Source organism: Caniella muris (genome assembly GCF_943193035.1).
Taxonomy (GTDB): domain Bacteria; phylum Actinomycetota; class Coriobacteriia; order Coriobacteriales; family Atopobiaceae; genus Granulimonas; species Granulimonas faecalis.
Window position 1 is genome coordinate 834,416 of record NZ_CALPCK010000001.1, and the last position, 13,308, is coordinate 847,723.

Annotated in this window: 12 protein-coding genes; 6 read left to right on the forward strand and 6 right to left on the reverse strand. The window is 68.9% G+C overall.

Going from position 1 to position 13,308, the window contains the following annotated elements; translation table 11 throughout:
* Position 1 precedes the first annotated feature (1 nt).
* The 4 genes from NFR49_RS03745 to NFR49_RS03760 are packed head-to-tail and all read right to left on the reverse strand — an operon-like array spanning position 2 to position 3,624.
* Positions 2 to 1,297, reverse strand: a complete 1,296-nt coding sequence (locus NFR49_RS03745; protein WP_251158318.1) for a sugar MFS transporter — start codon at positions 1,295 to 1,297, stop codon at positions 2 to 4.
* Between the two features lie 12 nt (positions 1,298 to 1,309).
* Complete coding sequence (locus tag NFR49_RS03750; RefSeq protein ID WP_251158319.1) at positions 1,310 to 2,101, reverse strand: SDR family oxidoreductase; 792 nt, start codon at positions 2,099 to 2,101, stop codon at positions 1,310 to 1,312.
* A 58-nt stretch (positions 2,102 to 2,159) separates the two neighbouring features.
* The gene (locus tag NFR49_RS03755; RefSeq protein WP_251158320.1) at positions 2,160 to 3,329 is read right to left on the reverse strand and encodes a UxaA family hydrolase; all 1,170 of its coding nucleotides are present in this window, start codon (positions 3,327 to 3,329) and stop codon (positions 2,160 to 2,162) included.
* Positions 3,322 to 3,624 carry a UxaA family hydrolase gene (locus NFR49_RS03760; RefSeq protein WP_251158321.1) on the reverse strand — a complete coding sequence of 101 codons (303 nt, stop codon included), beginning with the start codon at positions 3,622 to 3,624 and terminating at the stop codon, positions 3,322 to 3,324. The genes NFR49_RS03755 and NFR49_RS03760 overlap by 8 nt, the downstream gene beginning before the upstream one ends.
* A 254-nt stretch (positions 3,625 to 3,878) precedes the next feature.
* Between NFR49_RS03760 and NFR49_RS03765 the strand changes: the two genes are divergently transcribed.
* The 6 genes from NFR49_RS03765 (at position 3,879) to NFR49_RS03790 (ending at position 11,374) form a co-directional block, all read left to right on the forward strand.
* The gene (locus NFR49_RS03765) at positions 3,879 to 4,640 is read left to right on the forward strand and encodes an IclR family transcriptional regulator (protein ID WP_251158322.1); all 762 of its coding nucleotides are present in this window, start codon (positions 3,879 to 3,881) and stop codon (positions 4,638 to 4,640) included.
* A gap of 186 nt (positions 4,641 to 4,826) precedes the next feature.
* Complete coding sequence (locus tag NFR49_RS03770; protein WP_251158323.1) at positions 4,827 to 5,270, forward strand: MarR family winged helix-turn-helix transcriptional regulator; 444 nt, start codon at positions 4,827 to 4,829, stop codon at positions 5,268 to 5,270.
* Positions 5,263 to 7,041 carry an ABC transporter ATP-binding protein gene (locus NFR49_RS03775; protein WP_251158324.1) on the forward strand — a complete coding sequence of 593 codons (1,779 nt, stop codon included), beginning with the start codon at positions 5,263 to 5,265 and terminating at the stop codon, positions 7,039 to 7,041. The genes NFR49_RS03770 and NFR49_RS03775 overlap by 8 nt, the downstream gene beginning before the upstream one ends.
* Positions 7,034 to 8,944: an ABC transporter ATP-binding protein gene (locus NFR49_RS03780; RefSeq protein WP_420840257.1), complete on the forward strand. Its 1,911-nt coding sequence runs from the start codon at positions 7,034 to 7,036 to the stop codon at positions 8,942 to 8,944. The genes NFR49_RS03775 and NFR49_RS03780 overlap by 8 nt, the downstream gene beginning before the upstream one ends.
* Positions 8,945 to 9,428: 484 nt before the next feature.
* Positions 9,429 to 10,184, forward strand: a complete 756-nt coding sequence (locus NFR49_RS03785) for a hypothetical protein (protein WP_251158325.1) — start codon at positions 9,429 to 9,431, stop codon at positions 10,182 to 10,184.
* A gap of 344 nt (positions 10,185 to 10,528) precedes the next feature.
* The gene (locus tag NFR49_RS03790; RefSeq protein ID WP_251158326.1) at positions 10,529 to 11,374 is read left to right on the forward strand and encodes a histidinol-phosphatase HisJ family protein; all 846 of its coding nucleotides are present in this window, start codon (positions 10,529 to 10,531) and stop codon (positions 11,372 to 11,374) included.
* 30 nt (positions 11,375 to 11,404) lie between these two features.
* Here NFR49_RS03790 and NFR49_RS03795 read toward each other — a convergent pair whose 3' ends face one another.
* Together NFR49_RS03795 and NFR49_RS03800 are read right to left on the reverse strand one after the other, a co-directional pair.
* A complete protein-coding gene (locus NFR49_RS03795) occupies positions 11,405 to 12,628 on the reverse strand; it encodes a sensor histidine kinase (RefSeq protein WP_251158327.1) in 1,224 nt (407 codons plus the stop codon).
* A complete protein-coding gene (locus NFR49_RS03800; protein ID WP_251158328.1) occupies positions 12,621 to 13,301 on the reverse strand; it encodes a response regulator transcription factor in 681 nt (226 codons plus the stop codon). The genes NFR49_RS03795 and NFR49_RS03800 overlap by 8 nt, the downstream gene beginning before the upstream one ends.
* Between the last annotated feature and the right edge of the window lie 7 nt (positions 13,302 to 13,308).

Genomic DNA, 13,308 nt, shown 5'->3' on the forward strand with positions numbered 1-13,308 from the left:
CTCAGCTCGCCTCCAATCCGATGCGGGAGCCCCTGAAGCCGTACCAGGCCACGAAGGCCAGGGAGGGCACGGCGATGATCATGGCGAAGGTCTGGCTGCCGGTCATGTCGATGAGGGCGCCCGCCAGGAGCGGCACGAGGGCGCCGCCCACGATGGACATGACGAGGGCCGACGAGCAGGTCTTGGCCGCGGCGCCGTTGAGCCCCCGCAGGGTGAGGGAGAACACCGTGGGGTAACCGATGGACATGAACAGGAAGGCCAGGATGAGGGCCACCACCGACACCGGGCCGAGGCCCAGGAAGCACACGAGGAACAGCACGGCCGCGGCCCCCATGTAGACGCCGAGCATCTTGCCGGCATCGAAACGGGCGAGCAGGGGCACCGAGACGAAGCGGCCCACGGTGAACAGCAGCGAGAGCACCGAGAGGAGCATGGCGGCCTGGGCGGCGGTCATACCCTGCCACTGGTCGAGGGCGATGCCGGAGAACAGCGACATGCCGATGGTCTGGACGCCCACGTAGAGGAACTCTGCGGCGACGCCGAGGGCCACGTGGGGCCGGCGCACGACCCGGGCGAAGGAGGCCTCCCTGTCGTGGACCTCGGAGCCGTCGGCCTCGTCGCCCGGGGGCACGGGCAGCTTCACGAACACGAACACGGCGAGCAGCACCGCGAGCACGACGCCGATGACGATGTAGACGGTGCGCATGTTGGCGAGGAAGTCGACCTTGGCCGCGTCGAAGCCGGGGTTGCCCGCGGCCACGGTGACGCCGAGGATCTGGGCCAGGATGAGCGGCCCCACGATGCTTCCCACGCCGTTGAAGCCCTGGGCGAGGTTGAGGCGCATGGCCTCGTGCCTCTCGTCACCGAGCTTGGTGATGTAGGGGTTGCAGTTGGCCTCGAGGCTCGAGGCGCCGGCCGCCACCACGAACATCGACACGAGGAAGAGAGCGAAGCTCGCGGCGTTGGTGGCGGGGACCGTGATGAAGGAGCCCACCACGAAGAGGGCGAGGCCGAGGACGACGCCGCCCTTGTAGCCGTAGCGGCGGGCCACCAGGGAGGCCGGCACGGCCATGATGAAGTAGGCGCCGTAGTAGGCCACCTGAAGCAGCGACGCCTCGGTGGCGGAGAGCTCGAGGTAGTTGGCCATGGGGCTGTTGAGGCCGTTCACCAGGTTCATGGTGAGGCCCCAGACGAAGAAGAGCGAGGTGACGAGGGCGATGGCCACCACGGCCTTGGAGCCGCGGCGCTCGCCGACGGCGTCCTTGGGACCAGAGGCCTTGGAGGCGGGTTCTGCCATGGGTCCCCTCCCCTAGTCCAGGGCGCGGTCGAGGTGGACGTAGCCGCCGTCGACGTGGAGCCACTGGCCGGTGGTGTGGCTGGAGCGGTCGGAGAGCAGGAAGACGCAGGCGTCGGCGATCTCCTCCACCGAGGTCATGCGGTGCTCCAGGGGGATCTTGTCGGTGATCACCCTGAGGCGGGCCTGCTGGGCCTCCTCGTCGCCGAAGGTCTTGATCCAGTTGGCGTAGAGGGGGGTCCAGGCCTCGGCCACCACGATGGCGTTCACGCGCACGTTGTCCTTGGCGAAGGCGGCGGCCCACTCGCGGGTGAGGCCGAGGATCGCGCCCTTGGCGGCGGCATAGGCGCTCGTCTTGCCCTGACCGGTGAGGGCGGTCTTGGAGGAGATGTTGACGATGGCGCCCTTGGACTCCTTGAGGTAGGGGCAGCACTCGTGGACGAGCTCGTAGTAGTGGGTGAGGTTGCCGTGGATCGACTCCTCGAACTCGCGCCAGGTGGTGGTCTCGACGTCCTTGTTGTCGTTCTTGCCGGCGTTGTTCACCACGCCGTCGATGTGGCCGTACTTGGCGTAGACCTCGTCGACGATGGGCTTGATGGCGTCGTCGTCGTTGAGGTCGATGAAGTAGACCTCGAACCGGTCGGTGACCTCCTTGAGCTCGGCGACGAACTCGTCCTCCACGCCGTCCTTGCGGTTGAGCACCACCGGCACCGCCCCCTCGCGGGCCAGCTGGAACACGATGCCCTTGCCGATCCCCTTGAAGCCGCCGGTGACGAAGACGACCTTGTCCTCGAGATGCAGGTCCATGACGAAAGCTCCCTTCGTTGCCCGGCGCCGCCGGGCATCCTTGCCGGTCCCCCGGCGTTTACATGTAGTTGCAGAGATGGGGCAGGGCCGTCTCGGTGTAGCCGATGGCCTCGGCGCAGGTGAGGCGCCCGCTGCAGACCTCCACGAGGTCGTCGACCATGGCGTCGCGCAGCTGCTCCATGGTCTCGGGGCCGTAGATGGTGGCCGAGGCGTCGAAGTCGGTGTTGTCGGCCATGGCGCGGGCCGTCTCACGGTTGGCGGTGAGGCGGAAGACCGGCGCCATGGCGTTGCCCGTGGGGGTGCCCCGGCCGGTGGAGAAGACCACCAGCTGGCAGCCGCCGGCCACAAGCCCGGAGATGGAGGTCGGGTCGTTGCCGGGAGTGTCCATGATCACGAGGCCCTCGTGGGCCTTGAGCTGGCCGGCGTAGGGGTAGACCGCGTTGATGGGGCTGTGGCCGCCCTTGTGGATGCAGCCGAGCGACTTCTCCTCGAGGGTGGTGAGGCCGCCCTCGATGTTGCCGGGGCTGGGGTTTCCCTGGCGCATCTCGGCGCCGAACATGTGCACGTACTCCTCGTAGTCCTTGACGATCCCGAGGATCTGGGAGGCCACCTCCGGCGTGGCGGCCCGGCGGGCCAGGATCTGCTCGGCGCCGAAGAACTCGCTCGTCTCGCAGAGCACCGAGGTGCCGCCTTGGGCGACGAGCCAGTCCGAGACCTCCCCGATGAGGGGGTTGGAGCCCAGGCCGCTGGTGGTGTCGGAGCCGCCGCAGTTGGTGCCCAGGACCAGCTCCGAGATGTCGCAGGGCACGCGTCGCTCGGAGGCGGCCCGCTCCGCCAGCCGGCCGGCGATGCGGGTGCCCTCCTCCACGGCGCGGATGGAACCGCCCACCTGCTGGATCACGAGGGTCTCGACGGGCTTGTCGGTGCGCTCGCGGATGGCCTCGACCACGAGGTCGTTCTGGCACCCCTCGCACCCCAGGGACACGGCCAGCACCGTGCTCACGTTGGGGTTGGCGGCGAACCCGGCCATGGTGTCCATGGTGACCTGCTGGTCGGCGGGCACCTGGGAGCACCCGTTCTGGTTGTGGAACGAGACGCAGCCCTCCACGTTGCGGGCGATGCGCTCGGTGGTGTCGGAGGCGCAGATGCTCGTGGGCAGCACGAGCACGTGGTTGCGGATGCCCACCCGACCGTCGGGGCGGCGGTAGCCGTCGAAGACCCTACTCATTGCCGACCTCCTCGGCTCGCAGTCCGTCGGTGGAGACGCAGTTGTGGGTGTGGACGTGCTCCCCGGCGGCGATGTCGCAGGTGGCCACCCCGATGTACTCGCCGTACTTGACCACGTTCTCGCCCTTGGGGATGGGCTTTCGGGCGACCTTGTGGTACAGGGGCACCGTCTCGACGCAGTCGAGGCGGCCGGTCTCGCCGGTGCGGGTGACGTAGCAGACCTCGGTGCCGGCTTCGAGGGGCTCTATGGCAACGACGACGTTGTCCTTCTGGTCGATGAGGACGGCGTTGCGCATGGGTTACCTCCTTCGTGGGGTCAGGGGTGGGCGGTGTTCGTGCGGCTGCTGCCGTACCTTGTTGTTCGTATATACGAACCTTGTTCGCTATTACGATTGCTATACTAGGAAGCCGACGGGACGCCGCAGACGCGGTTCCGCCGGCTCTGCCATGAGCGGGCGTGTTTTCTCCGCGAACGGCAGTTCAGGGCAAAAAAGCGGTTTACCTGTATATAGACTGAATATAGGTTGGACAGCTGAGGGCAGGAGGATCCATGGCCGAGGAGACCGCCACGGCACCGCATCGGGCCACGGCACGCGTGCTCGAGGTGCTCTCCCTCCTGGCGGCCCACGACGAGGGGCTGTCGTTCTCGGAGCTCTGCCGGGCCGTCGGCGCCCCCAAAGGGAGCCTCTACCCCATCCTCAAGACCATGGCCGACATGCGCTTCCTCTCCCTCGACGCCGCCACGGGGCGCTATCGCATGGGGCCCATGACCGCCATGTGCGGACGGGCCTTCGAGCGCGGCGACGGGACGTTCCGGCTCCTCGACGAGTGCGCCCGCGGCGTGGTGGCGGCCTGCGGGGAGACCTGCCAGGTGGGCTGCCGCGACGGGTCCCGGGTTCGCTACCTGCTGCGGGTGGACTCCCCGCAGGCCGTGCGCCTGGCGAGCGCCCCGGGGGCCACCCTGCCGCTCTACAGCACGGCCATCGGCAAGGCCCTGCTCTCCGCCATGGACGACGGGGAGGTCGACGCCCTGGTGCCGGCCCCTTGGGAGCGGCTCACCGACGAGACCCTCGACTCCCCGGCCCAGCTCCACGCCGAGCTCGACGAGGTGCGGGCCGGCGGCTTCGCCTTCGACCGGGGGGAGACGAGCGAGGGTGTCGTCTGCATCGCCCTGCCGGTGCGCGAGGCGGGCAGGGTCGCCTGGGGCATCGGTGTGACCACGCCGAGCTTCCGTTTCGACGCCGAGAAGGGCCGGCTGATCGAGGATGTGCTCGCCAGGGCCCGCGACGGCCTCGAGGCCCTCTTGGCCTGACCTTCGGCCCGCCCCGGCCCACGGCCCACGGCCTGCGACGACCCGTCACGGCCGTCCCTTTCAGGCCCCATGGCCTCCTATGAACAAACTTTGGTCCCGAACCATTCGGTACCTTGCAATATCAGTCCCAGGGGACTAGTATCCTTAGGCCGCATTGTGAAGACCTGAGGAGGTGTCTGGAAACCCATGGACAGCGTCGAGGCGCACCGCATCGACTCAACCCTGCTCGATATCAAGTGCCTGGGCCACTACCTGTACTTTCACGGGAGGGGCGTCTCGGGGAAGCCCCAGATTCTCTGCGCCCTCTTCGAGAGCGGGGGCGTCAGGACCCAACGGGAGCTCGGCGACCGCTTCGGCATCAAGGCCAGCTCCCTCTCGGAGGTCCTGGCCAAGATGGAGGCCTGCGGCTACGTGGTCAGGACCCGCGACGCCGACGACAGCCGCAAGCTCATCGTGAAGCTCACCGAGGCTGGCGCCGCCGAGGCCGAGGCCGAGATCGCGCGCCGGGACCGGTTCAGGGCATGGAGCCTCTCCTGCCTCTCCCCCACCGAGCAGGAGCAGCTGCAGGGGCTGCTCGACCGGGTGCTCGACCACTGGAAGCAGAAAGACTGGAAGGAGCTGGATGATTAGAAGACTGGCCAAGAGCCTGCGCGAGTACAAGCGGGCGGCCATAGCCACGCCCATCCTCGTCACGGGCGAGGTGGTCATCGAGGTGCTGATCCCCTTCGTGACCGCCAACCTCATCGACGCGATCAACGACGGGGCCCAGGTGGCCTCCATCCTGCAGGCCGGCCTGGTGCTGCTGGTCATGGCCGTGGCCTCGCTGGCCTTCGGCACGGCGGCGGGCATCACCTGCTCGCGGGCCGCCGCGGGCTTTGCCAAGAACCTGCGCAAGGACATGTTCTACAACATCCAGACCTTCTCCTTCGCCACCATCGACCGCTTCTCCACCCCGTCGCTGGTCACCCGCATGACCACCGACGTCACCAACGTGCAGATGTCGTTCATGATGATCATCCGCACCGCCATCCGTGCCCCCATGATGATCGTGTTCGCCCTGGTCATGGCCTTCGTCATGGCGGGCGACATGGCGTGGGTCTACGTCTACGTCACCATCCCGCTGGCCTTCGGCCTGTTCCTCGTGATCCGCCGCGTACTTCCCATCTTCCGCCGCGTCTTCCGCAAGTACGACGCCCTCAACGAGTCGGTGGAGGAGAACGTCTCGGGCATGCGCGTGGTCAAGAGCTTCGTGCGCGAGGACTTCGAGATGGAGAAGTTCGGCGTGGCCGCCAAGGACGTCCAGGCCGACTTCACCCGCGCCGAGAAGCTGCTCGCCCTCAACGGCCCGATGATGAACCTGGCCGTGGCCGTCATCTTCGTGAGCGTGATCTACTTCGCCTCCTACACCATCGTGTCCACGAGCGGCACCGTGATGAACGTCGGCCAGTTCTCGTCGCTGTTCACCTACGGCTTCATGATCCTCATGAGCCTCATGATGTTCTCCATGATCTTCGCCATGATCGCCATGTCCATGGAGAGCGCCCGCCGCATCGACGAGGTGCTCCAGGCCAAGACCACCATCCACGACCCGGCCGACCCCGTCCGCGAGGTGGCCGACGGCTCCATCGACTTCGACGGCGTCGACTTCTCCTACTCCGAGAGCAGCGAGCTCCCCGCCCTCCACGGCATCGACCTGCACATCGAGAGCGGCGAGACCATCGGCATCATCGGCGGCACGGGCTCTGCCAAGTCCACCCTCGTGCAGCTGATCCCGCGCCTCTACGACGTCACGGAGGGCACGCTCAAGGTGGGCGGCGTCGACGTGCGCGACTACGACCTCGACACCCTGCGCCACGCCGTGTCCATGGTGCTCCAGAAGAACGTGCTGTTCAGCGGCACCATCGCCGACAACCTGCGCTGGGGCAACCCCGACGCCACCATGGACCAGGTGATCGAGGCCTGCCGCCTGGCCCAGGCCGACGAGTTCGTGGAGCGCTTCCCCGACGGCTACGACACCTACATCGAGCAGGGCGGCACCAACGTCTCCGGCGGCCAGAAGCAGCGCCTCTGCATCGCCCGGGCGCTGCTCGCCCGGCCCAAGGTCCTCATCCTCGACGACTCCACGAGCGCCGTGGACACCAAGACCGACGCCCTCATCCGCGAGGGCTTCAAGAGCTTCATCCCCGAGACCACCAAGATCATCATCGCCCAGCGCACCAGCTCGGTGAAGGACGCCGACCGCATCGTGGTCATGGACCGGGGCACCATCGCCGACGTGGGCACCCACGAGGAGCTGCTGCGCCGCTCCCCCATCTACCGCGAGGTGTACATGTCGCAGAACAAGCAGTCCCACGACGAGAAGATCGAGGACATCGACCGAAAGGAGGCCCAGCGTGGCTAAGCAGACCATGCAGGCGAAGCGCCCCGGCGTCAAACCGGCGGTCATCCTGCGCGTGTTCAAGTCGCTGTTCCGGTTCTATCCCGTGCTCATGCCCATCGTGTTCGTGTGCCTGCTCATCAACGCGCTCACCAACGCGGCCCCGGCCATCTTCATGCAGCAGGCCCTGGCCGTGGTGGGGCGCTGCTGGCCCACCGGCGACTGGGAGTCCGCCGCGGGCCCCATCGGCCAGATCACCCTCTCCCTGGCCGGCATCTACCTCGTGGGCCTCATCGCCAACTTCACCTGGAACCGCCTCATGGCCATCGTCTGCCAGGGCAGCCTCGAGAAGTTCCGCGAGGAGATGTTCGACCACATGGAGACCCTGCCCATCCGCTACTTCGACACCCACGCCCACGGCGACATCATGTCGTTCTACACCAACGACATCGACGCCCTGCGCCAGATGATCTCCCAGTCGCTGCCCCAGATCACCATGACCTGCCTGGTGCTCGTCTCGGTCTTCTTCATCATGCTGTGGTACTCGCTGTGGATGACCATCGTCGTGGTGGCGGGCACCGCCCTGATGGCCCTGTCCTCCAAGGCCCTCGCCGGGCGCTCCGCCCGGTTCTTCCTGGCCCAGCAGCGCGCCATCGCCGCCGTCGAGGGCCACGTGGAGGAGATCATGAACGGCGAGCGCGTGGTGCAGGTCTTCTGCCACCAGCGCGAGTGCGAGGCCGACTTCGACCAGTACAACGAGCGCCTCTTCGACGCGAGCCGCAAGGCCAACACGTTCGCCAACATCCTCGCCCCCATCCTCATGAACATGGGCAACGTCATCTACGTGGTGGTGGCCGTGGTGGCCGGCATCCTCCTGGCCCTCGACGTGCCCAGCGTCTCCATCTCGGGGTCGGTCTTCACCATCGCCATCGCCGTGCCCTTCCTCAACATGACCAAGCAGTTCGCCGGCCAGATCGGCCAGATCTCCCAGCAGGTGAACCCCGTGGTCATGGGCATGGCCGGCGCCGAGCGCGTCTTCACCCTCATCGACGAGGAGCCCGAGACCGACGACGGCTACGTCGAGCTGGTGAACGTGCGCATGGTCGACGGCAAGCTCTCCGAGGCCGGGGAGCGCACGGGCATGTGGGCCTGGAAGCACCCCCACCACAGCGGCGAGGTCACCTACACCCCGCTGGCCGGCGACGTGCGCTTCCACGACGTGGACTTCGGCTACACCCCCGACCACACCGTGCTCCACGACGTCTCCCTCTACGCCAAGCCGGGCCAGAAGGTGGCCTTCGTGGGCGCCACGGGAGCCGGCAAGACCACCATCACCAACCTCATCAACCGCTTCTACGACATCGCCGACGGCAAGATCCGCTACGACGGCATCAACATCAACAAGATCCGCAAGGGCGACCTGCGCCGCTCCCTGGGCATCGTGCTCCAAGACGTGAACCTGTTCACCGGCACGGTGCTCGACAACATCCGCTACGGCCGGCTCAACGCCTCCGACGAGGAGTGCTTCGACGCCGCCAAGCTGGCCGGGGCCGACGACTTCATCCGCCGCCTGCCCCAGGGCTATGACACCCTGCTCACCGACAACGGCTCCCAGCTCTCCCAGGGCCAGCGCCAGCTGATCTCCATCGCCCGCGCCGCCGTGGCGGACCCGCCCGTCATGATCCTCGACGAGGCCACGAGCTCCATCGACACCCGCACCGAGGCCATCGTCCAGCGCGGCATGGACGCCCTCATGAAGGGTCGCACCACCTTCGTCATCGCCCACCGCCTCTCGACGGTGCGCAACTCCGACGTGATCATCGTGCTGGACCACGGCCGCATCATCGAGCGCGGCAGCCACGACGAGCTCATCGCCAAGAAGGGCACCTACTACCAGCTCTACACCGGCGCCTTCGAGCTGGAATAGCGGGCGCCGCCCTCGCCGGGAGGGCCCCACACCATACCGACGAGAGCCGCCTCGACGGCCCCGCGCACCATGGGATGCGCGGGGCCGTCCCCTTTTGGCGGGGGTCCCGGGCCGGCGGGCCGAGGCGGGCAGGCCCCGACCACCGCCCTGTCGGCCGATGTCGGGTGACGGTCGAAAGACGGTCGGAAACCCGTCGGAGGCGTCCTGTACGCTGGGCCCCATGAGTTGCCTGGTGCGCGATCTGGGTGCTTGGACCGTATTTGCCTCTCGAACCCCGCTCTCACCGGTCCCGAAGGAAGAGGCAGACCTCGCGCTGCGGGAGGCGGCGTGCTCCTCGACGGAGGTCGGGAGGCTCCGCCGCTCGTGGTGGCTCTCATCCCTGTCGGAGTACTCCCGCATCCACGCGGGAACGCCGCCGAGGCTCCCCGTCGCCGCCCACCTCGCCGCCACCGCGGACCGCCGCCACGGGAGGACGCCCGCCGTCGTGGCACACCGCCTCCCCCGCGCCCTGCCCGACGACCCGATACTGGCCTTCGACGACGTCGACGGCCCCCTCTACACCGTCTCGCCGGCCCTCTACCTGCTCATGCGCGCCCCGCTGGTAGACGACATCGACCTGACCCTCGCCGCCACCGTGCTCTGCGGCACCTACGTGCGCCGACCCGACCTGAACGGGGAGATCCAATACCGCGACGAGCCCCTCGCCACGGTCGACGGCCTCCTCTCTAACCTCGCGACCGTCGGCGAGGTTCGCGGCCTCCGGCGGCTGAACGGGCTTCTCCCCTTCTGCCAGGAGCGGTCCGCCTCCCCCATGGAGACGGCCCTCTCCCTGCTCATGACGGCCCCCAAGAGCCTCGGCGGCCGGGGCTTCCCGCGCGCCCTCCTCAACAGCGAGTGGGTCCTCACGCCCGACGAGCGCTTCGCCCTCGACGGCCGGTCGACCATGAGGGTGGACTTCCTCTGGCCGGAGGCGGGCTTCGGCATCGAGTACGACAGCGCGGAGTTCCACGACAACCCGGCACAGCAGGAGAGGGACGCCGCAAGGCGCGAGGTCGCCGAGGGGCGCGGCATCCGCCTGATGACCGTCACCAGGGCGGCGGTGCGCGACGAGCTCAAGCTCGACCTCCTTCTCGAGAAGGCCGCGGGCCGCCTGGGCGTAGGCTTCGACTGGGGCGACCGCCTGCTCGCGGCACGCCGGGCCCTGCGCGCACGCGTGCTGCGCGAGCACCTCTTCTGGTGACACCGGGCAAGGGCACGGGAGCCGCCGGCCCTCGAGGGCGCCGGGCGTTCCCAAAAGCCGTTCTGGGAAGGGCTGCCTATCAAAATCAGCACCGGAACCGTTCCCAGAAACCAGATCGGGAAGGTTTTTCTTCCCGGAACGGTTTCCGGGATGGGTATCATTTCAACCTATGATTTATTGCCTTCCCAGAACGGGTTTTGGGAAGGCGGGGCTCCTCCAGAACGGCCGCGCCCCTTCCCAGAACCCGTTCCGGGAAGGCACCCCACCCCTGAAGCCGTAGACTGGTCGGAGACGCCGGGACGGGGCCGGGCACCGAGCCCCGCAAAGCCGCAAGGGAGGCCGCCATGCTCGCCGACTTCCACGTCCACACCGAGTTCTCCGACGACTCCACCTACCCCATGGGGCAGGTGGCCGAGGACGCGTTGCGCCTGAACCTGGACGCCATCTGCTTCTGCGACCATGTGGACTACGGCGTGAAGCCCGATGCCGGCCAGCCGCCCCTCCGCTACGACCCCGACAACGGCAAGCCGGTCACCAACGTGGACTACGCCCGCTACTTCCCCGCGGTCGAGCGGGTGCGCGCCGAGTACGACGGGCGCATCGACGTCCGGTGCGGCCTGGAGCTCGGTGTGCAGCGCCACACCGTGGGAGAGTTCGAGCGCCTGCTCGACGCCTGGGGCGACCGGCTGGACTTCTGCCTGCTCTCCATCCACCAGGTGGGCGACCTCGAGTTCTGGAACGGCGAGTACCAGCAGGGGCGCGACCAGGACGGCATCCACGGCGCCTACTACGACGAGATGCTCGCCGTCATGGAGTCCTTCGACGGCTACGACGCCCTCGCCCACCTCGACCTCATGCGCCGCTACGACCCCTTCGGCCCGATGCCCTTCGACCGCGTGCGCGACCGCGTGGCCGCCGTGCTGGAGCACGCCGTCGTCCACGACAAGGCCGTCGAGCTCAACACGTCGTCCTGGCGCTACGGGCTCGGCGACCTCATGCCCTCCACCGACGTCCTCAGGCTGTACCGCGACCTCGGAGGCACGCTCTTGACCCTGGGCTCCGACTCCCACCGGCCCTCACACCTGGGCTCCTACCTGCGGGCGGGCCAGCGGATGCTCCGCGACCTGGGCTTCACGGAGTTCGTCACCTACGAGCGGCGCGTGCCCACGGCGCACCCCCTGGCCTTCTAGGCTCGCACCTTGGGCCCGCAGGCCCGCACCCTAGGCCCGCGCCCCCTTGGCCGGCAGCCACACCGTCACGGTGAAGGCGTTGGCGCCGTCGGCCCCCGGGCCCTGGGTGGCCCGGACGGTGCCGCCGTGGGCCTCCACGATGCCGGCCGCCTGGGCGAGGCCTATGCCAAAGCCGCCGGTCTCCCGGGACCGTGCCTCGTCGGGCCGGTAGAAGCGGTCGAACACGCGCCCCAGCGCCTCCGGGTCCAGCGGCTCGGCGGGGTTGGACACCCGGAGCTCGACGCCGCGGCGCACCCGGGCCAGGGAGACGGTCACCTCGCCGCCGGGCAGCGCGTACTTCACGGCGTTGTCGAGCAGCACGGAGAGCAGGGTCCCCACGGCGCGGGGGTCGGCCTCCATGGACACGCCCGGCTCCACCTCGGCGCGGAGCCCGTGGCCCTCCACCGAGGCGAAGTCCGCCAGGTCGTCGACCGCCCCCGCCACGAGGGCCGAGAGGTCCACGCGCTCCCGGACGGCGGCGCCCTCGTCCTCCAGGCGCGACAGGACCACGAGGTCGTCCACGAGGCGCGCCAGCGAGTGCGCCTGCCGCGAGGCCTTCTCGATCCAGCGGTTCTCCCCCACCTCCATCTCCAGCACGCGGAGGCTCGTCACGATGACGGTGACGGGCGTCTTGAGCTCGTGGGAGGCATCGGTGACGAAGCGCTGCTGCCGCTGGGCCGCCTGCACGAGGGGGTCGATGGCCCGGGCCGAGAAGAGCCTCACGAACAGGTAGACGAGGAGGTCGGCCGCCACGCCCACGGCCACCGTGGCGAGCGCCGTGGTCTCGAGCGACGCCAGGTCGCCCCGGCAGTCGAGGAAGACGGCGGTGCGGCGCGGGCCGTCCTCGGTCACGAGGCAGCGGTAGCCGTCGTACCAGCTGAAGCCCGGCGACGCCGCCGAGGCCCGGCGGGCGAAGGCGACGACGTCCGCGGCGGTGACGGCCGCGACGTGGGAGAGGTCCGTGGCCACGGCGGTGCCATCGGGGCCCACCTCCACCACGAAGTACCGGGCCGAGAAGGGAGTCTCGGGGTCGAGCCCCGCCGTGCCGCGCGGGATGGTGCCCCCGTTGGCGGCGATGACGGAGAGCACGTGGTCGGCGCGGTCGCACACGCCGTAGAGGCCGGCGCCGTTGATGGCCAGGCCCACGAGCACGATGACCACGGTGGCGGCGGCCATGGCCACGGCCACGAAGCGCCGGCGCAGCCGCTCAATCACCGGCGGCCTCCCGGAGGGTGTAGCCGAGCCCCCGGATGGCCACGATGGACACCGAGGAGCCCAGGGCCGCCAGCTTCTTGCGCACGTTGGAGATGTGCACCCAGACGACGTTGACCTCCGCCTCGGCGTCCCAGCCCCACACGCGCTCGAGGATCTGCTCGGCGGGCGTCACCGCCCCCGGCGCGGCCATGAGCAGCTCCATCACCTGGAACTCCCGGCGCGACAGCTGCACGGAGCGGTCGCCGCAGGACAGCACCGAGCCGTCGAGGTCCAGCACGAGGTCGCCGAAGGACGCGGTGCGCGGCTGCCAGGACCCGCGGCGCCGCAGCATGGCGCGCACGCGGGAGAGGAGCTCGTCGGGCGAGAACGGCTTGGGCAGGTAGTCGTCGGCCCCGGCGTCGAAGCCGGCGATGCGGTCGCGGGTGGCGCCCTTGGCCGTGAGCATCATGACCGGCGTGTCCACGCCGGCGTCGCGGAGGCGCCGCAGCACCTCGATGCCGTCCATGGCCGGCATCATGACGTCGAGCACGATGCCGTCGTAGGCGCCGGAGAGCCCGTGGTCGAGGGCCGTGCGGCCGTCGCCCACCACCTCCACGGCGAAGTTGTTGCGCTCGAGGAACACGCCGAGCACCTCGGCGAGGTCGCGGTCGTCCTCTGCCACCAGCAGACGCATGGCTCCC

Bases quoted from the DNA above. Each gene is read 5' to 3' on its own strand.
- NFR49_RS03745 (WP_251158318.1), bottom strand. From the start codon at position 1,297: ATGGCAGAACCCGCCTCCAAGGCCTCTGGTCCCAAGGACGCCGTCGGC.
- NFR49_RS03750 (WP_251158319.1), bottom strand. From the start codon at position 2,101: ATGGACCTGCATCTCGAGGACAAGGTCGTCTTCGTCACCGGCGGCTTC.
- NFR49_RS03755 (WP_251158320.1), bottom strand. From the start codon at position 3,329: ATGAGTAGGGTCTTCGACGGCTACCGCCGCCCCGACGGTCGGGTGGGC.
- NFR49_RS03760 (WP_251158321.1), bottom strand. From the start codon at position 3,624: ATGCGCAACGCCGTCCTCATCGACCAGAAGGACAACGTCGTCGTTGCC.
- NFR49_RS03765 (WP_251158322.1), top strand. From the start codon at position 3,879: ATGGCCGAGGAGACCGCCACGGCACCGCATCGGGCCACGGCACGCGTG.
- NFR49_RS03770 (WP_251158323.1), top strand. From the start codon at position 4,827: ATGGACAGCGTCGAGGCGCACCGCATCGACTCAACCCTGCTCGATATC.
- NFR49_RS03775 (WP_251158324.1), top strand. From the start codon at position 5,263: ATGATTAGAAGACTGGCCAAGAGCCTGCGCGAGTACAAGCGGGCGGCC.
- NFR49_RS03790 (WP_251158326.1), top strand. From the start codon at position 10,529: ATGCTCGCCGACTTCCACGTCCACACCGAGTTCTCCGACGACTCCACC.
- NFR49_RS03800 (WP_251158328.1), bottom strand. From the start codon at position 13,301: ATGCGTCTGCTGGTGGCAGAGGACGACCGCGACCTCGCCGAGGTGCTC.